We start from the raw sequence: 24373 nt of genomic DNA, 5'->3' as shown, positions 1-24373 counted from the left end.
CTCGATCGGGCGGTTGGGTATTGTCCGAATCCTTGGGGGATCGGCGCCCGACGAATTGCAACTTCGCCATTGCACCAGCGGCGCCTCGAGATCTCCCCTAAGGGGAAGAGCACGGAGGCCCGCCCATGAAATCGGACGATCCAATGTCAACGGCTGATCACAGTGTTCGCCTGGCTCCAGAAGGTATGGAAGCGGGCGGTGGGAGTAAGTGCCAGCCTGAGCCGCAACGCACCATGTGCGGACGCGCATACAGGCTCATTGATGGTTCCTTCAACTATCACGATTCGGCTAGCGTGGTAATAATCTCAAGCGGTGCAGGTATGTCACTTGCTTATCTGCTGGGATGGCCCATCGAACTTGGTTTTCTTGCGGGCTTTGTTCCAAGTTTTCTGATTGGCGCCATGGTGCACACATCCCGTGCTTGATTGGTTAATGACGCGAAAGTTGAGAGCTTTCGCGAGGTTCACCTTGGCGGTCTCCTTGCAAGAGGGACTGGCCTTAGGCGGCAGTGGACTAGCGTTGTTAATTTGCAAGCCGCTATTTAATCTCGACACGACCACAGCTTTCCTAGGGGGCTATCTGGTCGCGCTCGTGCCCGTTGTCCTTTGGTTTCGTTCGGCAAGATGTCTAATCTGGCAGTTTGACCGGTGGGACCGTCTCTGTGACGCAGGGATTTTCTTGCCCCACGAGATAGAGGAAATGAAGACTCAAGCTAAAGACCGGTATCGGAAGCTAGAAGGAGTTCCGAGCAAAGAGAAGGACCAAAGCAATCTGATCGGTTGAGCTTTGTTAGCATGTGAACGCCCTGGTTAGCTCCCGGGCGTTCACGTTCATCCTGGGCACTTCTATGATTATCAGTATCACACCGTCCCATGGCAACTCCCTTTTTTGAATTTTTGTAAATCTAATGCAAAACCGGAACAGCCATCACGTGAGCGATGCTTGGTGCCAGTGCATGCCATGTTCCTTGTAGCTAAGGTAGTTGGACAGAGTTATCGCATCCTTCTCACGCCAGCCCTGGGTTCACGCTCCCTACGCAGTCGCCGAGCGACCCGCGCACACCAACTCCCCCGGCTCTCGCATCAGTCGCTTGCGAGCGGTCCCCACGTCATTGGCAGGGATCGGCTCAACGGTTCTGTTAACCGTGGGCAAGGTGGAGTTGGCGGGGTGTTCGTCTGCCGGGACCGGGGGTGCGTGAGGCCGGGATGTGGCGGGGGAGGTATGATGCCACCCAGAGGGGGGGGGACGGCCGCTCATTCCGGCTCAGGCGGGTCGGGCGAGACGGGGAGCCAGGGATGGGACGCAGCCTGATAGTATTTAGCGGACATCCTCGCATGCCACGCAACGTCGATTACTGATGCCTCATCCTACTGCACTCATGTGCTTGTTTAGCAAGGCTTTCTGTTCCTGAGTCAGGGTGTGGAGCACAGGCGGTTTCGGCGGCTTATGCGGTTTGCGACGAGGCCACTTGCGTGTGGCTTTCGGGCTCTTCTGCTTCCGGCACCCGGCGCGGCAGCCCGCGAGTCGCTTGTGGTAACACTTGGCCTTGGGTTTCACGGCCGCGTCGATCTCCTTGCGGATCTCGATCAGAACTTTGCGGGGGCTGATCACTGGGCCATCGGTCGCCGACGCCGACGCCGGCCGAAGCGCCAGGTCGGCATGCGCCAGGAGGATCTGCGTGGCCAGCAGTGACAACTCGGCCTCGCGATGCACCAAGGCCACCGTGCGGCTAGCGAGTTTCAATTTATTGATTATACGCTTGTATGTGCGAAATAGTCCTTCATTACGCCATCTCCAGCGGTAGAATTTGGCGGCCGTCGCCGCCGACATCCGGGCTGGGTCGAGGACGTCGGTCAGGAGCCAGACGTCGCGTTTGACCGACCCCTTACCCTTGCCCTTGGCCGGGATCCGGATCAAGCGGCATTGGATCGGCGCTTCCCCTTTCTTCTGGACATAGTTCGGCCAGTACAAGACAGGGCCTTCGGTCCAATCCTCCAGGTTCGCCACTTCGAGGGTGTAGAGGTCGACCCGCGACGACATCCGGAACAGGAACGATCGCTTGACACCGAGGATCGCCCGGACCAGATCGAAGCCCATATAAGCGGCGTCGCAGACGATCAGGGCCTCGGGCGAGAGGGTGGCGAGCAAGTGCCTCAAATGCTCTTGCTCGGCCGCGGTGCCCGGGCCGAGTCGCCACGACCAAAGCAGTCCCGTGGGCAAGTGGACGAACGCCGTCAGCCAGACGTTGGGGGCCGCGTCGTTCTTGCCGGCCTGCCCGAGTCCCCGTTCCAACTCGGGGGTGCGGGGGCACTCGATCCGCGAGCCGTCGCAGCCCATCGGCTCGAAGCCGTCGACAATCCGCCGCGACCCCAGTCGGGCGTGGATCTGTTGCCGAACCCCCGCGGCCAACGCCCTGAGTTGTCGCATGGGGACGCGTCGCATCGCTTTCTGGAAGCCGACGAGGGTCTTTCCCGGGCGTCTTCGCGACTCATGGCAGGCGACGTAGTATCCCCGGGCCTTCTCAAACCTCTCGGACTCGGAGTCGCCGGTGGCCCAGGTCATGGCGAGCATGACCACGACCAGTGGCTGGAGATCCCACCGCGGCGCCGACCGCCTTTGAGGAACAACCCCTCGGGCTTGCTTCCAGACCGTCGGGGTGAGAAACTGTCGGACATAGCCGATCAACGACTGCGGTTGCTGCAAGCCTTGCAGCGTCCGAGCTGCCTTCATCGCCGTTCTTCCTCAATCCAGGTGAGTGCCGGTTGCTAGCCGCACCCATCATGACGAAGAACGGCGATTTTTTGCCCCCCCTTCTCTCGAACGAACCGCAGCCACGGAGCGGCAGTAATTCTCTGGTCCGGTGAGAGTTACATCCGTTGTTGACGACGCCGAGTTACTGACGTTGCATGCCACGCGCTGCGAGATGTCGAAAAGGCAATCGCACCCGGCTGTAGAGCCGCGTCGTAGCCTGCCGTCGCTCCGTCCACTTGATATGTCATCGTCAGAGTCGATTGGCTTGCGTGGTATGAGCCGAGTCTCAGGAGCCGTCCTCTTCGGACCACCAGGCCTAGGCCAAGAGCGGTGACCACCACGACGATCATCAAAGTTCGGAGTCGGAACTGAGGGAGTGCCATCACTGAGAACCCCGACCGGGAGAACTGGCCGTGGAAGACGTCGTCAGGTCCATTGCAAGACGTCGCCAGGGCCATTGTAACCGGGGAACGGGCCGGTTGGTCGATCGGGCGGGCGCGTTCGTGGGCGGGTCGGGCGAGCGGGGTTGGATCGGATCGGGACGTAATGGGGAGAATCTCACCCGTGCCGAGGGAGCCACCCAGGAGGAGGTGGCGGCGGGCAGTCGAGCAAGCCAGGGAGGTGGGCATGCTTGGACGTGGCTAGCGCAAGAGAACCCCGCGCATGCAAAAGCCCCGCCGGCCCGCGATCATGCGGAGCGACGGGGCTTTGTCGTCGTGGGTTCGGACGGCTCGACTGGGTGGCTTGCAAGGGCTCAACAGGCGTCAGGCTGTCAGGCCTTTTGACGACGCTTCCAGACGAGGCCCAGGCCCATCGGCATAGCCTGGCTGACCGGTTTGATCCCGAGTCGCAAGGGGCCGGTTCAACTGGTTAGGTTGACCGTAGGCAAGGTGGAGTTTGCCGAGTGTTCGTCTGCTGAGACCGGGAGTTCGAGAGGTTGGGGAATGCAGGGAAGGAAGTGCGATGGCGAGCAACATAGGCCCGCATCATTTCATCAGGAAAATTCTGGGGGGGGGGGGGGGGATCAGTCGTGAAGGGACGACGAGAAGGCGATTGCGCTCAACTAATGAGTGCACGGGGAGATGGCGAAAGTGCCAGGCCGCCGGTATACCCCCAAAGTCAAGGCGTCATAACTATTATGAAAAGTTTCAAATAGAAAGACATGCCGTTTGCCATTTCTGTCAATTAATTCTACCTCTTCAGAGCCCAATGGTCCTTTTTTTGAGTATTTACAGTAGCCCGAAATGATAGCAAAAAGGTCGGTCTCGCTTAAGTGGTCAAATTGGACACAAAATGGCTTTGATCGAATAAAATATTTGCATGGGTTTGCAGGGTCAAAGTCCTCTAGAATCCGCTTGGGATGTCCGCTTATTACGCCGATAGCCGGAATATCAAGGAAGTCCACAACTCTCCACAGTGTTGTTGTCATGCTGTTTCCGAACGCTTTGCTCAGTGCTTTTACTTGAGAAAAATTGAGGCTGCTTGCGGAAACTCCAGATTCAAACTTGCCTTGCATGAAAAGAATTCGTGCTGCTGCATAATTTGCTTCGGATTCGAGTTGTTCGTGGCAAGCAGGAGTCAAAGTCTGCTGATCGTCTCCAAGCATGTAGTTATTATGCCAAGGTATAATGCTGTGTCCAATTTCGTGCCCGTAGCCCCATCTTTGCTTGATTGGTGGCATTGATGAATCGATCATGATTCTTTTGCGATCAGGAAGATACAGTGCAGCCAATTTAAATGTTTTGATTGCATCAAGAAGTAGCGTGGGCCTGAGAAGTATTTGTTTGCCTGCTACCCGCATGTTGTGGGCTAGCTCGCGAATCAGCCCGTCGTCGGTCGACGAAAAGTATCGTAGGTCCAGAGATAAGAGATCTCGTACATCCTCGAGTCTGATCGGAGGATCCGGATTGCCGAGGCCTTGCAGGATTTTCGCGACCTGCCCATCAATGTCGCGTGCAGTTCGTTCCTTCAAGAATGTGTTCCGCAATCCGGATTCTCCCGCCAGCAAGGTAATTTTCCGAAAATCACGCCCTGGCCAGAATCCTCACAAACTCTTCGAGAGCCTTTCTCTCTTCGGAAGATAATTTTTCGAGAGGCTCAGAACTGGCAGCAAAGCGGACGGCGGCTTGGTTGAATTGCTCGTCTCTGGCTTCGGTCAGACCCGACAACTGCATCAGTCGTTGTTCGGGAAGCCGAAGTGCCTTCCCCAACTGAGAAATTGTTCTCGGTTCGGGCACAAAATCGTCGCCAGTCTCGATACTGACAAGTTCATCTAGATCAATGTCCGCCTTTTCGGCGAGTTGAACTGTGGTTAAACGGAGATTCCGCCTTTGGAGGCGAATCAGCCTGGCGAAAGCCAACTTGCCGTGAGATCGGTGAGTGTGGCCAGAAGGATCCACGTTGCGAAGCGAACATGCAAGTCCACCGACACAAATGAACGTGTTTGCCTCTTCCTTGGCCCTCTTCAGAAACCAGTCGCGGTCGGGAACGGAGTGAGTCATGGCCTTGGAGTTCCCTGTAAAAAGGCTTTAGCCTGATCACGGGTTAATTCAAAGTATCTGAGCCCTTCAGTTCCAGGATCAGGATCGCCCATAGTCATACCGCATATCCCACTGTAGAAATATTCCGATTGGGGTAGCGAATGAAGGCCGATCCGTCCATGAAAACCTTCGCTCATGCTGAGAGAAATTGCTGCTGAGAAAAGCCGAGTGCCAATTCCGCCAAATCGTGGCTCTTTCACGAATGGAGCCAGGTTCCACGGGGCACTCTCGATGTAGTTTATATAAACAATCGGCTTGGCACGATCAGGGTCAAATTGCGCGAAGTGCGTCGCCAAATTGACCATCATGAGTCCCTGCATATCACCTTGGCATTCAATCCCGATGCACTGATAGGCCAAAAACCTAAGGTGTTCCTGTTTTCGACCCCAATTCCAGTGATAATGCTGGGGTATTTTCTCGGGTGGCAAACCTTCGCCAAAGAGTCTCCTGATTGCCTGGAGACGAATAGGACCCCAATGGGCCTCCGCTGCAAACAGGTCGTCGACCGTGAGAGCGTGGCGGAGGCTCGCGTTCACAAGCTCGCCCGTCCTATGATCCACGAGCTCGATCTTCGAGACGCTCATAGAACCATTAGCTCCGACTTTTTGTTCGCAGCCTCATCCTCGAAAACCAGCTTCTCTCCTTTCGAGAGCCGTTGGTCAACAAGTTGATAGAGGCGGATCGCCTGGCGAATGACGGCCGTTTTTGTCAGGTCTTTGCGGCGAGCCAAGTCATCAAGAACCTCCATCTCGGCCTCAGTGAGGTTGAGGCTCATTGTGCGTTTGTCTTTCAAGGTGGCCTCCTGTGAAAACTATACGGATCTGTCGGCATTCGGTCAACAAAAATTGGCCAATTTTACCATGCTGAACCATTCTTCCGTTCTTCTGTTCAATTGGGTAAACTAAGATTGTTGCTCAACGGCAAAGCCCCCCTTCTTAATAGTTCAACCAGGGAACCGGTCGCAACGCTTTCGCCGTAACTTGTTTCCTGCCTAATGGATAAAATTTCACGGCCACGGAACCGGCCATTCGGCTTGCCCGCTCCGCGCCACTCCTTGCTCCGACCGGTAGCACTCTGTCAACCATGGCCATGACGCCACCCAGGGATATCAGGGCGAGCCTGAGGGCCAACCCAAGGCAAAGTCGTCCACGCTACACCCCCGGGCTACTGACCGTCCTGCCCTCCATCGCCTCCATCGTCATCGTCCTAGCAGTCTCCCGGAATGCTTGGCAGGCTGGATGGCTTGCCGGCAACCCCAGACCATCGGCGGCCCGGTCGATTCGTTCAACGATCAGTTCGGCGTCAAACCCCTGGCGGACGAGTTGGGCGATCCCCTCGGCCAGCCCTTCCAGGACGTCGCCTGAGATGCCGGCAGGGGAACCGATGCCAGTGGCGGTGGTGTCAGGCGAGGCGATGGTAGCGATCATGTCGTGATCCTCAAATGGTGTGGTTCAAGCTGCCCAAGGAAGAGGCGGCGGCTGGCCCCCGGCGTAAGGCGGGTTCGCACCGAGGGGCATTAGATGGTCAGGTTCGGCCGGGTTGGCGGTCCCGGTCTCTCGAGCAGGTGAACGGGCAGGCAGGTTACGCAACCGACCCGGCTGGCTCGGCCATAGACTAAGCCAGGGCGGGTTCAACCGGTGCCTCGCGGAGCCGTTCAGCGGGCATGGGAACGATCGCCATCCATTTGCCGACCGGGCATTCCTGATCGGCCCAACCCGCTTTGGTCGCAAGGAAACATCCACAAAGTCGGCAACGGCCTTCGTCGTATTCGGGGCATGCGGCACAAACGGCAAGGCGTGCCTCCCGTTGCGCTTGGGAAGCTTGGGGTCGTCCCGCCGCCACGTGGTGTACGACGGCCGTCGCGAACGAGCGGAGTTGAGCGATCAGTCCCGGCTGGTGGGACTGGCTACAGACGAATTTGGATTGCTCGCCGGGGCATGATCGCCCCTCTGTGAGAAGCGGACATGTCGAACATTTCATGGGGTGGTCACCAGGATTCGTACGGCGGGATTGGTTTTACAATCGTAGAATGTGGATCCAAAAACTTTTCCGAAGGTCGCGGAGAAGGTTGGCGTACAGGACCAGGAAATCCGCGACCATGACGCACTGTCGGCCGTATCCCATGGACCATCCGGGATTGTTCCGGTCAGGTTAGGGCAACCATCAGTTGAAGCCTTGCCGTAGATTGTCATCACCGGAAGATGCGAGACTGGATTAAATGTCAGCACATATTTGAGTGCAACATTGCCAGGTGGACAGGATTGTGAACAATGCCCCGGTCCCCCACCTGATCCGGGATAATCGAACAGGTGGTATGCAACCCATCCACCATCGCCACAAGGAACAGCCGGGTTGTTCGGCGTCCAGATCGCGGCCATCGTGACGCCGAAGTAGACGTCCTCGAACGAGAGCACGGTGGGGATCGTCGCGGTGCAGGGGCCGAGCTTGCAATGGCAGCACTTACAGCCCGGAGAGAATCGATTTGGCACGCGTGAAACTCGATGTGATAGTTGAAGGTGAGAGGAAATCCCCGGAACCTGGCGGTTGGCCAAGATGCCGGGGCGATGGGTAAGGTGGGAAGCAAGGAATGGATAGAGCGACGGGCGAGCAGATCAGGCCGGGCAATCCTCAAACGCCACGATCCAGTAATTTCCGACTCGGTTGAGCATCACGTACGAGTTGGCTCCGATGGCCGTTGTCGACATGTTGTAGGCCGTTTCGGTAACCGTCTCGCTGGCCAAGACTCCCTCGGCCAAGTCATAGAGCACCACGTCCGTCGCCTTGCCCAACGTGCTGCCGACGCGAGCGGGGATGCCGCTGGATGACGCCTTGGCAATGCGGGTTGTGGCCGGAATCATGCACGCGAGTCGTAACCCGGTGGGGGTCAAGCTGGCTTGCAACGGTGGGCTTACCATCACGTTTTGGGCTCGCTCAATCTCCCCGCATAAATAATCGATATATTTGTCAACAACAGAAAGGCCGCCGTTTGTCGTCAATCGATCGATTTTGGAAACCATGTGTCAGGCTCCTTTCTCGGCTTGGGATTCGTCGTCGATGTTGCCACCCAGTTGGAGTGCGGTGGCGTGAGCGGCGGCCCGATGGACGGCGGCTCGCCACTCATCAGGTGTCGCGGTGATTGGCCGGACTTCGACAGTGCCATCCGGGAGGATGCGTTCAATTCGAGGCTGGGCGGCCCCGCTTGCGATGGCGTCTGCGATGGCGTTGGCCAGAGTGGCGGTAGCGGCATCATCAGGCAGTTCGGGAGCCAGGGCGGCCGGGGTGGCGGGCTCGTGGTCAGTTCGATCGTGTTGCATGAGATGGAATCCTTTGAGAGGGAGATGGCCCGGCTACATGTCCGGGCGCGGGTTGTCAAAACGAGCGTTTCGGGGCATCGCCAGGAAGGCCGCTTACACACCCAACGCCTATACAAAACTTCGTCGTTGGCAATCGGGCGACCGCAGAGCCGAGAACGCGTCTCGGGCGATACTGTCGGCCTGCCTTGAGGCGATATTGATTGGCGATTAGGTCGCCGAGAAGTGTGGGGCGGGCGGGTCGATGCTGCCCAGATGAGGCGGCGGCCTACTGGCTCGCGCCGGCGGTTCCGGTCGCGATCTTCAAGATGCCTTCGCGGGCAAGGTACGCGCGGCACTCTTCTGGGGTCGCGTTGCTCGGGTCAAAATCGTCCTCCGCGTTCCCGGTAGCTTCGGAAATCGCCGCCGCCCGCAGTTCGGCCCCGAGCTTGTACAACGCGCCGGCCGTCGCCATCGTCCATTTGGCCGGAGTCCGAGTGATCCGGATCGGCCGTCCATCTTCGTCATTCTCCTCGACCACGTCTTCCGCCAGCGGGAAGGTCATCATCTGAGCGGCCTTTCGCCTGAGAAGATTTGAATCCGACCAGCTCGCCGCAGCCGACTGGAGTCGGCGACGCTCCCACTTTTCGGCTTCCTCGGCACGCACCTTGTCGCGGGACGCGTTCTCGATCGCCGTCACGTGGTCGGCGTGGGCCTTGCATCGGGCAATCCATCGCCACTGTGACGACCAGCTTTGAAGAAGGCGGTTGGACTTTTTTACCGCACTTTCTGCGTAGCTTCTCCGCAACGCGTCGACTGACCTTTCTGGGCCAAGCGCCAAATATCGCTGAAATGCGTCGAATGCTTTTTCGCTTTCGCCGGGCTGACGGTGCCACTCAAGCAGGGTTTCCATGAGAGTTCTCCAAGTCATGAAGGATGAACGGGCCGACTGTTCGACCCTTGGTTTTGTTTGATGAAGGCGGCCAGCAAAGCATCGAGCCGATCGACCTGGCCGGGCGGGTTGCAAATGCCGTTAGCGATCTTGGCTGCCTGTCTATGAAGCCGGAGCGTGAACAGCGAGACCGGCTGTGATCGCTGGCCACGACGATTGGCGAGACGCATCAGTTGGCCCCATCGGGGACGTATCCGCCACCCAGCAGGGCGTAGGCATGGGCTGAGGCTGGCCCCTCGGTTGCGGAACATGCGGTTGGCCCCTCGCTCCCCCCGGTTTCGCCACCCAAGGTAGAGCCGACGTCGGGCGGCCCCTCGGTCGTGAAGGATTGTGCGGCCTGGTAGCGGCTCGGCTTGGCCGGGGGCGTTGCGAGCCAGGATTTCAGCGCAAGGTTGCAGCTGTGGCAGAAATGAAGCTTCAGGAAGGTTTTGTCCGCACCGATGTCGATGACGTCGTGAATTGCCGTGCCGACCGGGTCGCCGTTGATTGGTGCGTCACATCGGTCGCAAAAGCATCGAACAGCCATAAGACTAGATCCTTTCGAGTGAGAATGGGAAACGTGAGCTAATGAAGAATATTGAGGCTAATGGCTAACTGCGGACAGCTAGCGAGTTTGGCGAATCCAGGGTGGCAACTTGCGGGACAATCGGTCCGGGTTGGTCCGGGCGGTCCAGGATTGGGGTTGATCCTAGACCGTTTCCTATCCCATTGCCCTGTAATGATTTGCGTCCATATTCAGGAGGGGTGGTCCAGGATCGGAGGGCAAAATCCCTATTGCGTCTCTAAGTAGCTTTCCTTTGCGCTTGTTTTCCGTTTTTTCTCTTAGGGGGGACTTTCTAAAATAACCCAGACCACATGGACCACCTTGAAAAATAACATCGCAACCTATTGCACAGTAAGAGGTTGCATGTGGTCCAGGATCGGATTTGGATCCCGGACCATGGGCTTGGAACCCGGACCACCCCGGACCGGCATCAGAACGGCACGCTGTTCTGGTCGAACCACTCGGCCGATGGCTCATCGCTAGGGGACAGCTGGCCATCGCCCGAAAACACCGTCAATGACTCAGGCGGCAAGAGCCCGACACCCTTGAACGCGTAAACTCGCCGGCCACCATCGCGTGGTCTCGTCGACTTCAGGCTGGGAACCACGGTTCTGAGGTTTCGGGCAAACGTGCTGAGTTCCCCGGCCTCCTTTCTGCCGTTTTGCTCGCACCATGCCCTCCATGCGGTGTAGAGTTGCCCCTTCTCAACCTCTTCATCGGGATCGACAACGCAACAATCTTTCACGAACGAACCAATGGGAGACGACATGTCCTCCATTTCCTCATGAATGTCGCGGCCCGATTCAGGTTGAACGAAATGCCCTCGTTCATTGAGCCGCCGCAAACCTTCGAGCGACCAAAGCAGGATGCCAGGAAGCTCTTTCAGGAGTGTCGTCTTGAGGCTGTTGTCCTCGCTTCCAAGGTGAGATTTCGTGAACTTGAGCACGATGAAGCGGTTCGCCAGCGCGTTGGCGTTGTCGTTGAGCCTGGGTAGCTCGTTCGAGATGAGCGTGATCCGGCAAGTCAAAACCCCGGTCCATTGCGGCCGGTGCATACGGCGAACGTCCAAGCATCCTTGACCGGAGATCGATAGGAGCCGTTCCGTGATAATGGCTTGATCCGATTTTCCCGAGAGCCGAGCATCGTCGATGATCGCCGAGAGTTTTCCAATGAGACTTTGCATCCCGAACGTCTCAGCGAGACCGGAAAATGTCGGTCCGCAACAGTTCGCCGTGCCGACCATTTCCCGCATCATCGACGCAATCACACCTTTGCCGGCGCGAGGCGGCCCGATCAGAGCGAGCATCTTTTCGTAGCTCGTGACCGGGACAAGTTGTAGCCCGAACCACTCTTGAAGCGTATCGATGGATTGCTGGTCGTCGTGCCAGGTCTCGGCCAGGAACCGCAACCATCGCTCAGGCTTGGGAGCGTCGGGTTGCCAGTCGTACCCGAGCGAGTGCGTGGTGAAAAAACTGGGGGTCGGCAGGCGAGTGCATTGTTCGCCGTTCAGGTAGCTGGGGATATAAACAAGTGCATTGTTCGTAGAAAGCACGTCCGAAGCATTCCAGTCGTCGCCCTCGCCGTCGAGCCAGACCGGGATGCTGTCGGCGTGCGTGCGAACCGTCGCACCAAGGGCTTGGACTCCGTCGGCAACAAATCCTCGTTTCAGGGGCCGTTCCTTGGCCTTGTCCTTTTCCTCGATCGTCTCTTTTTTGGCCATTTTGAGACCTTCCGCCATCTTACGCTGCGCAAATTCCTTGATGATCTCTGCCTGGACGAATTCGGACACTTCGTCGTGGATCGATTCGGTTGACATTGGACGGTAGGATCTGCGGTTCCAGAGATAGAACTCGTCCGCGTGCTTGCGTAGCGTGCTCACGCCCCAGTGGCAGTATTTCTTGTGCCTGATCTGCCTCGCCATCGCCTGCGGGGCGTCAAGGTGCTTAAAATCCTCGCCAGCGTCAGGCGAGACCGGCTCGCCCTCACCTGGGGGGCTCGACTTGGCCCCGAGAAGCCACCCTCGCCTCGGCTCTTTCGCGTATGCATCCTCGATCTTGTGCCGAAGCTCATCGTCGGACCAACGGGGCTCGCATCGCTCGTTGTAGTGATCCCGGAGTAGGCGGAACGTCGTCTCCTCATCGAAATCGAAGGCCGGGCCCACGCAAGCGGCTTTGAAGCAATCATCTGATCCGTGATGCCCCTGGATCGCGGGATCGACTTTGGCCAGGTATGCGATAGCCCGTTGCTCGACCCGATCCCCGGAGCCGCCCACGGACGTGCTGCCGGCCTTGGGAGACCCGGTTGACCTCTTGGACGTCGTGGGGCTAGCGGGCTTGCCCGTCGCTTGCTGGGCGGCGTCTCGGGCGGGCTTGACGACCGACTCATGAAACCCGATCAGGTCGAACGAGTCATTGCGGTTGAACAGAGCGAGTGATGTTTGATCCACCGTCACGTTCCGATGGGGGCGTCCAGGGATCGGGTCGCCCTTATGCTTGACCGTGCCAGGCAACGGCGAGAGCCGGGCCGGGTTCTTCGTCGTTCGGTCGGCTCCAAAATTGTCGGCGGCATAGTCAACCGTCTCGGCGACGATCGCTCGATGCGTCTCGTCGTTCGGGTAGTCGGGGAGCCTGACGAGAACCCACCCTCCGTTACCACTACATCCCCAGATCGCATGAGCGGCCATATCCTTGTGTGCGAGAAGGAATGCGTCTCGGAGGGCCAAGGCGGCGTCTCGTTCTTCGTCCGTCGCCGGGATGTTTGGGTCTGGCTTGACCGCGTCGAAGTCGAAATAAGCCCACCGTAGACAACGGATATCCTTGACGCTGACGCCCTCGCCCTTCCCGATCTTCCTGAGCCTGTTTTTTGCCCTTGCGAGCACATGCTCATGAACCGGATTCGAGATCAGGTACACACTCACACCGCTCGCACTTGCGGCGTCAACGGCCATGTTGTCGCGGGCCGAGTAGCACCCCTCATACGTCTTCGGATAGTCTTCCGACCTGACAAGGTATCCGTTCTTCTTTTCGGCCCCAAAGATACGAATCGCGATAACGTCGCCAGGCTCCACAATGACGCAGAGGATCGAGTCAAGCGTCTCTCGGTCGACCTTGGCGGGGGTCGGCGGCCCAGTGAGGGGAACGCTGGCGGTCGCGGCGCTCTTGATCGCCACTCCATCGCTTGCCCCATCGCCCGGAATTCCGTCAGCCGGATTCCAGCCCGGGCCGGAGTCGGGAATCGACTCATTTTCGGCCGCTAGGAGCTTGTTTTCTGTGACGTAACGTGATACCATTTAAACCACTGGCTTTCCTTGATGCGTAAGGAATGTCGGTTTTCCGGAGTCGCTTAACTCCGGCATGAGTCACACGAGCGCCCCTCGCGGAGTCACGACCGCCTGGGGCGTTTTTCGTATGACTGAATACTGATCTAATTGTGTGTCGGTTGCTTACCAGCCGAGCGGCCCAAGCTTCAATTGCTGACAACCACTTCGTCTTCCAGGCCCAGTGCCTTCAGTACCTTGGACTTGTCAAAGCGGATGGTTCGGGGCGAAATCCGAACGCACGGGATTTTTCCCGCTTTTGCCCAGTCAAGGATGGTCCATTTGCACATTCCGGTCTCAGCCGCAATTTCCGCCGCATTCATTCGTTTGTCTGCACTCATTGTTGGCTCCCTTCGGTTCCTCAAGACAAACACACGCGCCTCCTACATATCCTCTCTCCGCCCCCCTATCGCGGATATTTTTTTTCACCCTCCTACATATCCTCTCCTAAACCCACGTTTAGCACTTGTTTAGCAGAAGAGTCACGTTGACACGCCTTATGCAACTCCGTTCATGCAAATGCCTTACATGTAGTCATACGCCCATTGGTCCTAAGATAAAATCTTCTTAATCTTCGTGTTGCCTATTCGGGCAATTGTTTACTCGTGCATATTGCACGATTCGGTACGAAGACGAGAGAACTAGGCGAATTGCCTGGTCTGGCGAATCAGGGTAATTGAAATGCTCGCGGGCGATCCTGGCGGACTAGGGGGAAGCCGCCTAAGGGATGCGGTTCGGCCGGCGCTCGCTTGCTCGCCTCATCTGGGCGGCTCAAAGCGGGCGTGGGGGAACTCGGCCCTTGCCTCACCTCATCTTGTCCTGGTGTCCGGAGCTTGGCCTTATGTGTGCCGAAACCCCATTCCGACACACATAAAGGAGACGGTCTCAGCCTCGTCACGACCGGCCATCCCGGCGCGTAGCTCGGCCTCGCCTCCCGGATCGCGTCTGAGCTTCCACGGCCTCGCGGCCCGAGCGGTTCGCGTCGCCAGTCAGGTCAACGAACCCGCGACGATTGCCAGTGCCACCCAAGGAAGGGGCGGCTTGCTCGGCCTCGTGGACATCAACCGTCGCGTCGGCCGGGCCTGTAACGTAGTCTCGACGTGGACGCGGGGACGATCGGCGTGGCTCGACTTCACCTTGGGTGGCGTCGGTCGGCGTGGCGGCCCTGGCCATCGCCATGATTCCGTCGCGTAGGGCAGGGGGAAGACTCGGCCAGAGTCGGGCAAGTTCGGCCAAGTCGGGAAACTCGCTCAGCGGATCGGGATCAGTTTGACAGTTGTCGGTGGGCAAATAGGGGGAAAAGGGGCGATCGTCGCTCGCCAAACCGCTTGAAAAAAGGCTTTCCGTGTGACCGGGCAGCGGAATCATAATCCGCGTGTCGGGGGTTCGAGTCCCTCCGCCGCTATTCACGATAGATGACAACACTTCCAGCCCCGTCCAAGGGGTTAAGTCAAGCCGAACCGGACAACGAAACCTGCCAGCGTCCGATAGGCAATCGATACAATACGACACCGCCCTACGGCCTCGGATGCTATCGCTGAACTCATTGGTGAGTTGGCGGTTCTCGATCCGCGCCGCAAGTTTCTTGAGCTAGCCGAAGTGGCCGAGCGATGGAGCACGCTTCCCAACTCCATACCTCACGCGGTTTTCGCGATCGTTCGATTCACCAAGCCAACCGAATCCGCCCAGGCTGAGACCGAGCCGAACCGATCGTCCATACGTCCACCCCGGCTATCCATCGGCCAGGACGAGGCGGCCCACGACGCAAACGAGGCCGAGCATCCCACCCGATCGCCCTTGGGTGGCCATGTTCGAGGGTCGGGCGATGTCGAGCTGGACGACGCGAACCCCACACGCGATGCCATGGACACTCGGACGCGATCCGATGGACGAGGGCGCAGTCCTTAGCAACCAGGCACTTCAATTGGGCCGTCTGGGAGATTCGGCAAAATTTTAGGTATCCAATTAAGATCCTCAACGGATCTCCCTGGATTCCCACCTTACCCACTTTAGGTGCCTGGCCACTGGCTCTACTGGCTCTGGCTAGAGAGCGTTCCTTGACTCGACAACCGGGTAACCCATGACCGTCAGGGCACTTGGCGTCCTCCCGCCTTCGGGAAGGGCTTCTTCGCCAATGCGGGGTCCACTTTGACTTCGGGCTCGCTCCTGCTACAACCGAGGACGAACCCGAGGAGGAGCAACACCAATAAGCAGGATCGCTTGACCTTGACTGTCATGATTCCCCTCGATTTGGTGGAAATTCCCACGTCCCGTATCGCTGGTCGGGGGCGCAGGCTCTCGGAACCCGGGATCCAATCCGATGTCCAGTCCTCGGAGATCCTTGAGCCCGCCCGCTGGAAGAAGGTCGATCGCCGCGAATTCAATCCCTCGTCGCTCGGGGAGGTGGTCAGTACGCATCGCTGGAGACGATCTCGCCGCCGCCCATGCTCCCGAGCGCCCGCCAGATATTGACGGCGATCGAATCCTTCATGAACTTGACGCTGCCGTCGCCCATCGCGGCGTTCACCCCGCCCGAGTGGAAGCTCCTCGCGGCGCAGAACGAAGTCAGATTCACGTTGACGCAGGGCGGGTTGGTGGCGTTGGGGTAGAGGCAAAACCCACCTTCAATCTGGTCGTAGGTCTTGGCGTTCGGCGGGGAGTAGGTGTAGAACTCGAAGCAGCACCGGTCGTCGTTGAAGATGTCGCCCCGGTGGTCGGAGCTGCTACCTTGATTGAGCCCGATCTTGATCTCGCTCAGCAACACGGTATTGCTCGTGCCGTCCGTGAAGTCGCGCAGGCCGTACGACTTGTCGCCCGTGAACGGGCCGGGCAGGTAGGCCACCGTCGTGTAGGGCGGGGGGACCTGGGCCAGGGTCGATTCGGGGGTGAAGGGGGTGTGGCCGGTGGCCTGGCCCGGGCGCGAGCCGTCCTGGTGCCAACAGGTATTCCCGTAGTTGACCATGTAACTGGCCTTGGCCCGAGGGTACGGGGAGGCCGGTTCCTCGATGTTCGAGCCGCCCGGATCGGAGGGGCAGTCGAACGCGTTGACGTTGATCCGGATCGCGGTCGTGTTCTGAGGCTGGTAGAAGTCGGTCGTGAAGTTGATCGCGTTGAAGAGGGTATTCCCCTCGATGGTCGTCAGAATCGAGAACGCCCACGTCCGCCGGGGCGCGTTCTGCCGGCCTATGGGGAGCGAGCCGACGGTGTCGTGGTAATTCTGCATGGCGAGCCCGAGCTGCTTCAGGTTATTCACGCACTGGGCGCGCCTCGCAGCCTCGCGGGCGGCCTGGACGGCGGGCAAAAGCAGGGCGATCAGGACAGCGATGATGGCGATCACCACCAGCAATTCGATCAGCGTGAAGGCGCGATGTTTCCGAATCATGATTGGGACCCCCCCGGAATGGATAGGAAGAGCACGTGCCAACACCGATTCGATTGGCGACCTTCCCAACCCGCACGATCGGCGATCCCGGCCGCCCACGCCGGGGACCGATACGAGGGGGGGAGGGGGGAGTGGGGGGGCGATCGAATTCCCGAAGGAGATGCGACCCAGCTCGGTCCTCGTCGGATCGTGAAATCGGCTCAATCGGTCTTTGGGTGTTTAAATGGCTTCTTTATTATTATTGAGCCGGGCTTGAGGTGCAAGTACTGTCCAAAATGGCAGTAATCATGCACTAGCCCTCATGCGACTCCCACGACTTACAACGCGACGGTTGATGATCGGCGTGGCAATCTTGGCGTTGGGGTTCGAGGGAGTGCTAGCAGCCAGGCACTTCAATTGGGCCGTCTGGGAGATTTGGGAAAGACTTAGGTGTCCAATTAAGATCCTCAACGGATCTCCCTGGGTTCCCACCTTACCCACTTTAAGTGCCTGGCCACTGGCTCCTCGCCTGGCCACTGGCTCCTCGCCCAGGTGTCACCAAACCCGTAGAACTCGGGCGAGGCCGCTCTCCATTTCCGACTGAAGCAAAACACTTCTTTCTCTTAATGGACAAATTAGCACATTTGGAACGCGAGGCAGAACCCGCGCCTGCCGCCACCACCCCGGCGCGCCGCGGCTAGCAGATTTTGCCTACCCAGCTTGCCCTGCTTGTGCCGATAATCCCTCCAACGCCGGCGAGGAGAGTTCGGCGTCGCTCAGGCTCCAAGGACCGAAGGGGGCTTGTTGCGAAGGTTCAGCCCTAGGAGGGGGTCAGATCGATGCGGCCTTGGATACGCCTGTACCTGCGATCGGCCTTCGCGATCTTGCTCCTATGCGCCGGAACGGCATCTGCGCAGGACGCGCTGCTGCCGGGCTCGAATCGACTCGCTCCCGGGCAGACGGTCTATCACCTGACGCTGGAGGACGCCAAGCAGCGGGCTTTGGTCACGAGCAAGGGCCTCGGGCTGGCCAAGCTGGCTATGCGAGAGAAGGGAGAAGTGACGGCCGCGGCGAAGACGGATTACCTCCCCAAGCTCCTCGGCAACGTCGACTATTTCCATTTCAATACCAACCTCGGCGTCGTCAACACGATACGAACAGGCCGGCTCGGCATCCTACCGCCGGGGTCGCGGACGGTCGCTGTCAACGCCGTCAATCAGGACAGCAGCCTGGCCGCCATCACGCTGGCCCAGCCGATCACGAAGCTGATCGCCGTCAACGCGGCGGTCAAGATCGCCAAGGCCGACGAGCAGATCGCCCAGGCCCAACTGGCCAAGGGGACTCGCGACCTGTTGTCTGGTGTGGCCCAGGCGTTCTACGGCCTGCATGGGGCCCAGCGGATCGAAGCCGCGCTGCAGGTTCAGGTGAACTATGCCCAGCAACTCGCCCAGATCGGTTCCTCGCCCGAAATCCGCGTGGCGTCGATCGAGGCGAGGCAGGCGCTGAATCAGGTGCATGGCCAGTCCGCCGATATCGCCGAGCAGCTCAACAACCTGATTGGACTCCCCGCGGGCACCTTGCTCGTGCTCGAGGAGCCGATGCCACCGCAGCCCCCCGTCCACTCGGCGGACGAGGCCGCCGGCCGGGCCCTGGCTTGCAACCCGCAGGTCCAGGAAGCCATGGCAACGTCCCACAAAGCGGCCGCGGCGTTCCAGATCGCACGGTCCGAGTTCCTGCCCGACGTGAACATCTTCGGTTCCTATTTCAATCAGACCGCCGCCCCCATCATTCAGCCCAACTTCGGGGCGTTCGGCATTTCCGCCTCGTACACCTTCGTCGACTGGGGCAAGCGACGTCACGTCAAGCACCAGCGGGAATACCAGATTGCCCAGGCCCAGCAGAACGTGCAGGCAACCATCGATAAGGTCGTGCTCGAGGCTCGCCAGGCTTACACCGGCTTCGAACAGGCCAACGAGGGCCTGGCACTCGCCAACGAGATGGTTCAAGCGCGACGGGACTCCGAGGGTCCCGCCCGGTTGCCAGCCGCGATCCAGGCCGCCAAGGCAGCCACGGCGAAGGCCGAGTTGGAGCAGTTGCACGCCGAGGCCAACTACCGCGTGGCTCACGCCAAGCTGATGGAGGTGATCGGGGCCGATTGAACCGCGCAACGGCCAGCTCCTCCCGCGTTTTCGCTGAGGTCGGCAGCGGACGCCCCAGGCTCTCGACCTGCATTTCGGGGCGGATCGTAGGTCGATTGCGTCAACGCACCTGATTCGCCTTGACGGGGCGGTCGAAAACCTCAGAATGCCCTCGCCCCGAGGTTCGTCCGCCTCGGTCGAGGGAGTGAGAACGCCTCGCAAAGCAGAAGGGTCGGGGATGTGCTCAAGCCGAGATCGAAGCGCCTCGCGCGGCTCACGATCGCCGGAATCCTCGCCTGTGTGCTCGCCGAGGGGGGATGTGCCTTCGGCCCGAAAGTCTTGGAGCGGTCGCACGGCCGTTATAACGAGGCCGTCCGGCACGTCGACGAGGAGCAACTCCTCCGCAACCTCGTCCACATGCGCTACAACGAGTCGCCCCTCAACCTCAACGTCTCGTCGATCGCAGCGCAGTACGAACTGGCCGGCGGCGCGGAAGCGCGGCCGTTCTTCAACGCGCCCAACCCCGCGGGCAGCACGTTCCGATCGTTCACCTCGATCCTACCGGACATCAACGTCAGCGGCGCGAACCGCCCGACCTTGACCCTGATCCCGTCGGACAACGGGGATGCCGTCGAGAAGTTCCTCACCCCGATCACGGCGGACACCTTAATCCTCCTCCAGCAGACGAGCTGGCCCGTGGCGACCGTACTGCGCCTCTGGGTCGAGCGGCTCAACGGCGTGCCGAACGCGATCACGGCCAGCGGACCGCAACGGGAACTCATCCCCGATTTCGGCCGGTTCCGACGGGTGACGGAACTGCTCCAGGCGGCCCAGGACCTGGGCCTCGGTGCCGTGCGACCGGAAGAACATCTCGTCGAAGTCGGCGGACCGTTGCCCTCGTCGGCCATCGCGGCCTCCGTGGTCGTCGAGGCGGCGAAGTCGGGCCTGGAATATCGCCCGCGCGGGGATGGGGCGGACTGGGTTCTCTCGCGCAAGGAACGGCGGTTGGTCCTGGAGGTGAACCCGGTCGCCCTCCATCATCCGATCATCGAAGAGGTCGCCGGTCTGCTGAACCTTCGGCCGGGACAACCCCGCTATGTGGTCGTCGTCTCGCCGGGAGTGGTCCTCGACCCGCTCCAAGCCCCAAGCCCGCCCTCGGAAGCGATTCAGGTCAGCCCACGATCCACGGCCCAGGTGTTCTTCTACCTGGCCAACGGGGTCGAGGTCCCGTGCGAACACATCGAAGCCGGGCTCGTGAGACTGCCGACCGGGCCCGACGGGAAGTCGGTCGATGCGCGAGCGATCACCGAGGGGCTGTTCGCGGTCCACGCGTGCCGCGGACACAAGCCACCCCCGACGGCGTATGTCGCGGTGAAATACCGCGACTACTGGTATTACATCGACGATCGCGATCAACCCAGCAAGGCGACTTTCGCCCTGGTCCTCTCGCTCAGCCGCCTCGACTTCGGGCGTCAACAGCCGGGCGGCCCCCTGCTCACGCTGCCGGTAGGCCGGTGATTCGACCGGCGCAAGTGTAGGCAGCCACCTCGTTGATCGCCTTGACCGATTCCGGGGCGAACCTCCTGGAGTTGAACAGCTTGCCTGGCTCGATACCGTGTTTAAGCAAACCGGGGCGATGGCCACAAGCGGATGCAGCCTCGGGCCGAAAGCCGGGGCCGGCGGGACAATCGGCCGGCCGTGGGCATCAAACGGTGCAGCATCAATCGAGGCAGGCGCCGCCGTGCGACACTGACGATCAGCGGGGCCACATTCCGGGTGACCGTGGAGGGATCGTCGATAGAGCGGGTCCCTCGAACGGAAAGGGGCCAGATCAATGAAAGAAGGGGTCACGGCTTTCACCGTGACCCCTTCTCATTTCGGATCTTCCGTTAAGAAGACTCTCAAAGCTCCCCGACTAGGACTCGAACCTAGAACCTAGCGGTTAACAGCCGCTCGCTCTACCGATTGAGCTATCGGGGAATCGGCCCACAGACAGTATCGAGCGGAGCGATCTGGTTCAAGAGCAATTCCTCCGATTCGCATGGGCGCGGCCCGAATCGGCTCGACGGCGGTTGACGTTCGGGGGGAGTACAGGCCGAACGATCGGGGTGGCTGGTGTGTTTTGCTTCGGACGGAAATGGAGGGACGCCACTGCCGAATTGGACGACAACTCGGCAATCGCTTGGACCGGATTGGCCCCTTGGCGACTGCATCGAAGGAGGCGCTGGCAAGCGTCCTTGGCTTGACGATTGACAAGGGTTCCTGGCACCCAGAGAATGATCCTGAACCTTATATCATACCCCGAAACGGCTTCGCTCCGTTCGAGACCGAGCGCAGCGCGCCCAACCAGGTGTAAAATGCCCGAGACCGTCGTCCACTTTCAAATCCGGATGCCCCCAGCCCTTCACGAGCAGTTGGCTTCGCGAGCGCGTGAGGACAAGAATTCGCTGAACGCACTCGTCGTCGGCTTCCTCCGAGACGCCGTGGATCAACACGAGGCATCCTCCGCAAACTCAAAGAAGGATAGCCCGGGTGCGACTCCGCCCTCTTGAGCCGCCCTTGACTGGCCAGGAGGTCGCATCGCCGAGAGCCTTAGGGACAGCAGCAGCACCCCGATCGCTCTCGGCCGTATGCCCAGAAAAGTCGGATCCGCCGACGGTCGTGCAGGGGCCGTCACTGCGGGTTGAGCGGGGCCCCGACACATGAAACTGTCGATCAACAAAAATATGAATTCGTGATCGCCAAAAACACAACCCGGGCAGATCCCACCCATCCTAATCATTTCCCAGTCAATACACCTCCGCAACTGAGCTTCGTCAGCGTGGATTCACATCGCCGGAAAACATCGATAAACATTACAATTTATTGAAACCACAATCACACTGTCGTTCGGCCCTAACTCCCGAATCCGCACCAATCGACGGATCAAGGTCGCGTTCATTCGAAGTCGGAGAGGTTCTTCCTGCCCCTTCCTGGCACGATCACCGACCCACCTCATGGACCTGTTGCGGGGTCTTACCCTTCAACGTAACCTCTCGATTTGCCAAGGAGATCGGGATGGAGGGCCGTGCCCACCCGACGGGACGAATCCGACCCTGACGGCGAATCCATCGTGAATCGCTGATGACACCATCCTGGGTTCGGCGGGGCTTTACAAAGCGGGCCAATCGAGTCCATCATCGCCTGCCCATGCGGACGGAATCGTTTGCAACGTCCAACAGGCCCGTTGAGGACCCTCATGAAAATCGTCGGTGGACCGAAGCACGGTGAGGAGATCACGATGGCGGGGAAGCCGGGAGGACCGGAGTTCGTGCCCCCGGATGGCTTTGTCATCGAGTATGAGTTCGTGCAGTCGGGTAAGGTCAACGTCAAGTTCGGCCCCGATCGGAACCCCAAACCCTCGGTGCCCGGCCAATTCGAGCGCTATCAGACGCGCGGCGGATCGTGGCACTACGTCGAGCCCGAACCAGGATGAGGGACGGAGCCGGTTGGGGCAACCCGACTCGGGTTCCCCTGACCCTGGCCCCGGGGAACCCGGTTGACGTTGGGGAGCGATGCTCTTCCGGGCCAGCCAGTCCCCCTCTTGGGTCTTGATTCACCGGCTTGAAACGGATTAGTTGATGGCTCCGCGATCCGCTCAGGTTGCTGTACGACCCCGATTGCAAACCACCGAGGCCACTCGAATTCCCCTCAAAACGCGGTTCCCGGGTCAAGCCCACAGCGGCGGGCGGTCGGCTGCATTCTCGGTCGTTCAGTTCGCGGCGGGGCTTTTGAGACGAGTCGGCCGCACGGCGGCGGTCTGCTCCGCGGCGATCGGGGTGGGCGATGCGCCAGGGTCGGGTCGATAGCGAATCACGACCAGTTCTTCATTGCGGATTTCTTTGAGAACCTTCCCCTTCTTGAGGGAACTTCCGAGGCTGACGATCAGCGCCCCCTCCGTCGGTATCAGCCATTCGCCATCGACCCGCGCGGAGTCAACCACGGGGTACTGGATCGTCGCCGCGAGACTCGCCGCGTGAGGCTGAGCGAGCCGGTTCACCCCCGAGGCGAACAGGCCCTGCGGCTCGACCGGACTCTCCTCGAGCGGGTTGACCATCTCGCGGTACTGCGACGCCTGAAAGGACACGAGGCGGTCATTTTCGATCAGGAACCGTGCGCGAAGACCTTGCTCCTCGATCCGGCCGGACGAGAGACGCGTGCGAATCCCGTTATGAACCTGAGCGATCTCGGGCTTGAACGCCAGCTTACTCGCCTTATTGATGGGGCCGTCGGCGACCCGTTCGAGGTGAGCCACGTAGTGAATGACCTCGCCGTGGGTCAGGCTGACCTCGCCGCCCGCCGGAGTCGTGACCTTCGGCGCCTGGACGATGCGGCATCGACTGTCAGCCTGGCAGAAATTGAGCCACTCGGCCAAGGTCGCCGAATCGGCCGCCCAGACCGCCGCGCCCCCTTGGCGAGCGACCGGAATGAGTTTGGGGTCAAACTTGCCACGCCAATCCAGATCCGTCATCGTGACGTACCGAACCTCATAGGAAATCGTCGGTCCGGTCGCGGCCGCCGCTCCCTCGATCCTCCGAGCCTTCACCTGCGGCGAAGCCGCGGGGCCACTCGGGATCGAGGAGCCATCTTCACCACTTAATGTCACGGCCAGAAGGACGAGTAAGACGGACATCGATCAACCTCGCTTGTTGGAGGACGAGTCAAGAGCAAGATGGGAGAAGAGGGGAGGTGAGGAAGCGGCGGATGTGAGTTCGAGTGGGCCGGATTATGGGGCGAGGCCAATCGACCGTCAACTGCAATTGAGAGAGTTCATGCTTCAGAACAATAGAATAACCAGCAAATCATAAGGAAGCCAATATCGTGGCCATGGGTCACGACTCAGCACGCTTCGTGACGCACCACGCCACCACGATCTGCGTGCACGAGTCCCCCAGGATCCCACTCCGCAGTTTCAGGGTGGGCAGCCCCTCGGTTTAAGGCGAGCTCAGTGAAAATCGGCTGGGCCGAGGTGAGACCAAAGCTTGGTCAACTTCGCGAGTCGGTAACAAGCTGGCGGATGCGAACCAGTTTCCCATTGCTGAAGGTATGGAACTGGACCCATTGGACGTCGTAAGCTTGCCCTGTCTCTTTGTAACGGCCCCGCTCACGTCCACTGGCGACCACCGTGTTCCCCTGGGCGATCACGGACTGCAATTCGGGACTCTGATCCTCCACCGTGGCGAAGTTATTCCGCACGGCTTCCGTCACCTGCTGTCGGCCCTGCCATGAGCCAAGGAACGGGATGGTTAACGGACCCAGAATCTCGAGGTCAACGTCCTCCGCGAGCAGGTCCGCGAAGGCTGCAAGATCCCCTTGAATCACCGCATGATAAATCGCTTGCAGGAGTTGCACGTTGTCGGCCTCGACATCCTTGGCCGTCACGTGAGAATCCCCCTCCCGGAAGGCCTGAGGCAACTTCTCAATGAAATCTGTCATGATGAC

The 24373-nt window shown here is 59.8% G+C and carries 24 protein-coding genes and 2 tRNA genes; 6 read left to right on the top strand and 20 right to left on the bottom strand.

Annotated features, from left to right (window positions below; all coding sequences use genetic code 11):
- Positions 1-125 precede the first annotated feature (125 nt).
- The gene (locus tag BUS42_RS43130) at positions 126-425 is read left to right on the top strand and encodes a hypothetical protein (RefSeq protein ID WP_143206539.1); all 300 of its coding nucleotides are present in this window, start codon (positions 126-128) and stop codon (positions 423-425) included.
- A gap of 937 nt (positions 426-1362) precedes the next feature.
- Here the strand turns inward: BUS42_RS43130 and BUS42_RS27720 are convergent.
- The 16 genes from BUS42_RS27720 to BUS42_RS27660 form a co-directional block, all read right to left on the bottom strand.
- Positions 1363-2730 carry a transposase gene (locus BUS42_RS27720; protein ID WP_074304734.1) on the bottom strand — a complete coding sequence of 456 codons (1368 nt, stop codon included), beginning with the start codon at positions 2728-2730 and terminating at the stop codon, positions 1363-1365.
- A gap of 1084 nt (positions 2731-3814) precedes the next feature.
- Positions 3815-4723 (bottom strand): ImmA/IrrE family metallo-endopeptidase, encoded by a 909-nt coding sequence (locus BUS42_RS27715; protein ID WP_216821094.1) that lies wholly within the window; start codon positions 4721-4723, stop codon positions 3815-3817.
- Positions 4724-4775: 52 nt separating this feature from the next.
- Positions 4776-5252: a helix-turn-helix domain-containing protein gene (locus BUS42_RS27710; protein WP_083670696.1), complete on the bottom strand. Its 477-nt coding sequence runs from the start codon at positions 5250-5252 to the stop codon at positions 4776-4778.
- Positions 5249-5875, bottom strand: a complete 627-nt coding sequence (locus BUS42_RS27705; protein WP_074312433.1) for a hypothetical protein — start codon at positions 5873-5875, stop codon at positions 5249-5251. The genes BUS42_RS27710 and BUS42_RS27705 overlap by 4 nt, the downstream gene beginning before the upstream one ends.
- Positions 5872-6066: a ribbon-helix-helix protein, CopG family gene (locus BUS42_RS27700; protein WP_074312431.1), complete on the bottom strand. Its 195-nt coding sequence runs from the start codon at positions 6064-6066 to the stop codon at positions 5872-5874. The genes BUS42_RS27705 and BUS42_RS27700 overlap by 4 nt, the downstream gene beginning before the upstream one ends.
- Before the next feature lie 376 nt (positions 6067-6442).
- Positions 6443-6718, bottom strand: coding sequence for a hypothetical protein (locus tag BUS42_RS27695; protein ID WP_254053833.1), 276 nt, complete (start codon positions 6716-6718; stop codon positions 6443-6445).
- Positions 6719-6905: 187 nt separating this feature from the next.
- Positions 6906-7271 carry a DUF6171 family protein gene (locus BUS42_RS46710; protein WP_410001719.1) on the bottom strand — a complete coding sequence of 122 codons (366 nt, stop codon included), beginning with the start codon at positions 7269-7271 and terminating at the stop codon, positions 6906-6908.
- Positions 7268-7705 (bottom strand): hypothetical protein, encoded by a 438-nt coding sequence (locus BUS42_RS43120; protein WP_143206537.1) that lies wholly within the window; start codon positions 7703-7705, stop codon positions 7268-7270. Before BUS42_RS43120 ends, BUS42_RS46710 begins: the two co-directional genes overlap by 4 nt.
- 198 nt (positions 7706-7903) lie before the next feature.
- The gene (locus BUS42_RS27690; protein WP_143206536.1) at positions 7904-8206 is read right to left on the bottom strand and encodes a hypothetical protein; all 303 of its coding nucleotides are present in this window, start codon (positions 8204-8206) and stop codon (positions 7904-7906) included.
- Positions 8207-8311: 105 nt separating this feature from the next.
- Positions 8312-8605: a hypothetical protein gene (locus BUS42_RS27685; protein WP_074312427.1), complete on the bottom strand. Its 294-nt coding sequence runs from the start codon at positions 8603-8605 to the stop codon at positions 8312-8314.
- 265 nt (positions 8606-8870) lie between these two features.
- Entirely contained in the window at positions 8871-9281 is a 411-nt protein-coding gene (locus BUS42_RS27680; RefSeq protein ID WP_074312425.1) for a hypothetical protein, read from the bottom strand.
- 227 nt (positions 9282-9508) lie between these two features.
- Entirely contained in the window at positions 9509-9703 is a 195-nt protein-coding gene (locus BUS42_RS27675) for a hypothetical protein (protein ID WP_074312423.1), read from the bottom strand.
- Positions 9703-10059 carry a hypothetical protein gene (locus BUS42_RS27670; protein ID WP_074312421.1) on the bottom strand — a complete coding sequence of 119 codons (357 nt, stop codon included), beginning with the start codon at positions 10057-10059 and terminating at the stop codon, positions 9703-9705. Before BUS42_RS27670 ends, BUS42_RS27675 begins: the two co-directional genes overlap by 1 nt.
- A gap of 448 nt (positions 10060-10507) precedes the next feature.
- Positions 10508-13366: a DNA primase family protein gene (locus BUS42_RS27665; RefSeq protein WP_074312419.1), complete on the bottom strand. Its 2859-nt coding sequence runs from the start codon at positions 13364-13366 to the stop codon at positions 10508-10510.
- A 176-nt stretch (positions 13367-13542) separates the two neighbouring features.
- Positions 13543-13734: a MerR family transcriptional regulator gene (locus tag BUS42_RS43115; protein ID WP_143206535.1), complete on the bottom strand. Its 192-nt coding sequence runs from the start codon at positions 13732-13734 to the stop codon at positions 13543-13545.
- Positions 13735-14287: 553 nt separating this feature from the next.
- Positions 14288-14629 carry a hypothetical protein gene (locus BUS42_RS27660; protein ID WP_143206534.1) on the bottom strand — a complete coding sequence of 114 codons (342 nt, stop codon included), beginning with the start codon at positions 14627-14629 and terminating at the stop codon, positions 14288-14290.
- A gap of 68 nt (positions 14630-14697) precedes the next feature.
- Here BUS42_RS27660 and BUS42_RS43860 point away from each other — a divergent pair.
- Positions 14698-14798 (top strand) — tRNA-Met (locus BUS42_RS43860).
- Positions 14799-15800: 1002 nt separating this feature from the next.
- Here BUS42_RS43860 and BUS42_RS27655 read toward each other — a convergent pair.
- Complete coding sequence (locus BUS42_RS27655; RefSeq protein ID WP_074315406.1) at positions 15801-16775, bottom strand: DUF1559 family PulG-like putative transporter; 975 nt, start codon at positions 16773-16775, stop codon at positions 15801-15803.
- Positions 16776-17593: 818 nt separating this feature from the next.
- Here BUS42_RS27655 and BUS42_RS27650 point away from each other — a divergent pair.
- Positions 17594-18913, top strand: coding sequence for a TolC family protein (locus BUS42_RS27650; RefSeq protein ID WP_074312415.1), 1320 nt, complete (start codon positions 17594-17596; stop codon positions 18911-18913).
- Positions 18914-19132: 219 nt separating this feature from the next.
- Positions 19133-20410: an HhH-GDP family DNA glycosylase gene (locus tag BUS42_RS27645; protein ID WP_254053832.1), complete on the top strand. Its 1278-nt coding sequence runs from the start codon at positions 19133-19135 to the stop codon at positions 20408-20410.
- 389 nt (positions 20411-20799) lie between these two features.
- Here the strand turns inward: BUS42_RS27645 and BUS42_RS27640 are convergent.
- Positions 20800-20872: transfer RNA gene (locus BUS42_RS27640), tRNA-Asn, on the bottom strand.
- Positions 20873-21168: 296 nt separating this feature from the next.
- On the opposite strand from BUS42_RS27640, the gene BUS42_RS27630 reads away from it, so the two are divergent.
- Together BUS42_RS27630 and BUS42_RS27625 are read left to right on the top strand one after the other, a co-directional pair.
- A complete protein-coding gene (locus tag BUS42_RS27630; protein ID WP_315850742.1) occupies positions 21169-21444 on the top strand; it encodes a toxin-antitoxin system HicB family antitoxin in 276 nt (91 codons plus the stop codon).
- Positions 21445-22130: 686 nt separating this feature from the next.
- Positions 22131-22367 (top strand): hypothetical protein, encoded by a 237-nt coding sequence (locus tag BUS42_RS27625; protein WP_074312409.1) that lies wholly within the window; start codon positions 22131-22133, stop codon positions 22365-22367.
- Between the two features lie 276 nt (positions 22368-22643).
- Here the strand turns inward: BUS42_RS27625 and BUS42_RS27620 are convergent, their stop codons facing one another.
- Both BUS42_RS27620 and BUS42_RS27615 read right to left on the bottom strand, forming a co-directional pair.
- Positions 22644-23564, bottom strand: coding sequence for a hypothetical protein (locus BUS42_RS27620; RefSeq protein ID WP_074312407.1), 921 nt, complete (start codon positions 23562-23564; stop codon positions 22644-22646).
- A 353-nt stretch (positions 23565-23917) separates the two neighbouring features.
- Positions 23918-24367 carry a nuclear transport factor 2 family protein gene (locus tag BUS42_RS27615; protein WP_254053831.1) on the bottom strand — a complete coding sequence of 150 codons (450 nt, stop codon included), beginning with the start codon at positions 24365-24367 and terminating at the stop codon, positions 23918-23920.
- Between the last annotated feature and the right edge of the window lie 6 nt (positions 24368-24373).

The sequence above is a fragment of the Singulisphaera sp. GP187 genome, assembly GCF_900129635.1.
Classification (GTDB): domain Bacteria; phylum Planctomycetota; class Planctomycetia; order Isosphaerales; family Isosphaeraceae; genus Singulisphaera.
Note: the sequence above shows the minus strand (reverse complement) of the source record. Positions and strands in the feature narration are given on the sequence as shown.

Bases quoted from the DNA above. Each gene is read 5' to 3' on its own strand.
- BUS42_RS27700 (WP_074312431.1), bottom strand. From the start codon at position 6,066: ATGAGCCTCAACCTCACTGAGGCCGAGATGGAGGTTCTTGATGACTTG.
- BUS42_RS27670 (WP_074312421.1), bottom strand. From the start codon at position 10,059: ATGGCTGTTCGATGCTTTTGCGACCGATGTGACGCACCAATCAACGGC.
- BUS42_RS27705 (WP_074312433.1), bottom strand. From the start codon at position 5,875: ATGAGCGTCTCGAAGATCGAGCTCGTGGATCATAGGACGGGCGAGCTT.
- BUS42_RS46710 (WP_410001719.1), bottom strand. From the start codon at position 7,271: ATGAAATGTTCGACATGTCCGCTTCTCACAGAGGGGCGATCATGCCCC.
- BUS42_RS27620 (WP_074312407.1), bottom strand. From the start codon at position 23,564: ATGTCCGTCTTACTCGTCCTTCTGGCCGTGACATTAAGTGGTGAAGAT.
- BUS42_RS27710 (WP_083670696.1), bottom strand. From the start codon at position 5,252: ATGACTCACTCCGTTCCCGACCGCGACTGGTTTCTGAAGAGGGCCAAG.
- BUS42_RS27625 (WP_074312409.1), top strand. From the start codon at position 22,131: ATGAAAATCGTCGGTGGACCGAAGCACGGTGAGGAGATCACGATGGCG.
- BUS42_RS27665 (WP_074312419.1), bottom strand. From the start codon at position 13,366: ATGGTATCACGTTACGTCACAGAAAACAAGCTCCTAGCGGCCGAAAAT.
- BUS42_RS27675 (WP_074312423.1), bottom strand. From the start codon at position 9,703: ATGCGTCTCGCCAATCGTCGTGGCCAGCGATCACAGCCGGTCTCGCTG.
- BUS42_RS27690 (WP_143206536.1), bottom strand. From the start codon at position 8,206: ATGGTAAGCCCACCGTTGCAAGCCAGCTTGACCCCCACCGGGTTACGA.
- BUS42_RS27695 (WP_254053833.1), bottom strand. From the start codon at position 6,718: ATGATCGCTACCATCGCCTCGCCTGACACCACCGCCACTGGCATCGGT.
- BUS42_RS27650 (WP_074312415.1), top strand. From the start codon at position 17,594: ATGCGGCCTTGGATACGCCTGTACCTGCGATCGGCCTTCGCGATCTTG.
- BUS42_RS27685 (WP_074312427.1), bottom strand. From the start codon at position 8,605: ATGCAACACGATCGAACTGACCACGAGCCCGCCACCCCGGCCGCCCTG.
- BUS42_RS43130 (WP_143206539.1), top strand. From the start codon at position 126: ATGAAATCGGACGATCCAATGTCAACGGCTGATCACAGTGTTCGCCTG.
- BUS42_RS27720 (WP_074304734.1), bottom strand. From the start codon at position 2,730: ATGAAGGCAGCTCGGACGCTGCAAGGCTTGCAGCAACCGCAGTCGTTG.
- BUS42_RS27655 (WP_074315406.1), bottom strand. From the start codon at position 16,775: ATGATTCGGAAACATCGCGCCTTCACGCTGATCGAATTGCTGGTGGTG.
- BUS42_RS43115 (WP_143206535.1), bottom strand. From the start codon at position 13,734: ATGAGTGCAGACAAACGAATGAATGCGGCGGAAATTGCGGCTGAGACC.
- BUS42_RS27615 (WP_254053831.1), bottom strand. From the start codon at position 24,367: ATGACAGATTTCATTGAGAAGTTGCCTCAGGCCTTCCGGGAGGGGGAT.
- BUS42_RS27630 (WP_315850742.1), top strand. From the start codon at position 21,169: ATGATCCTGAACCTTATATCATACCCCGAAACGGCTTCGCTCCGTTCG.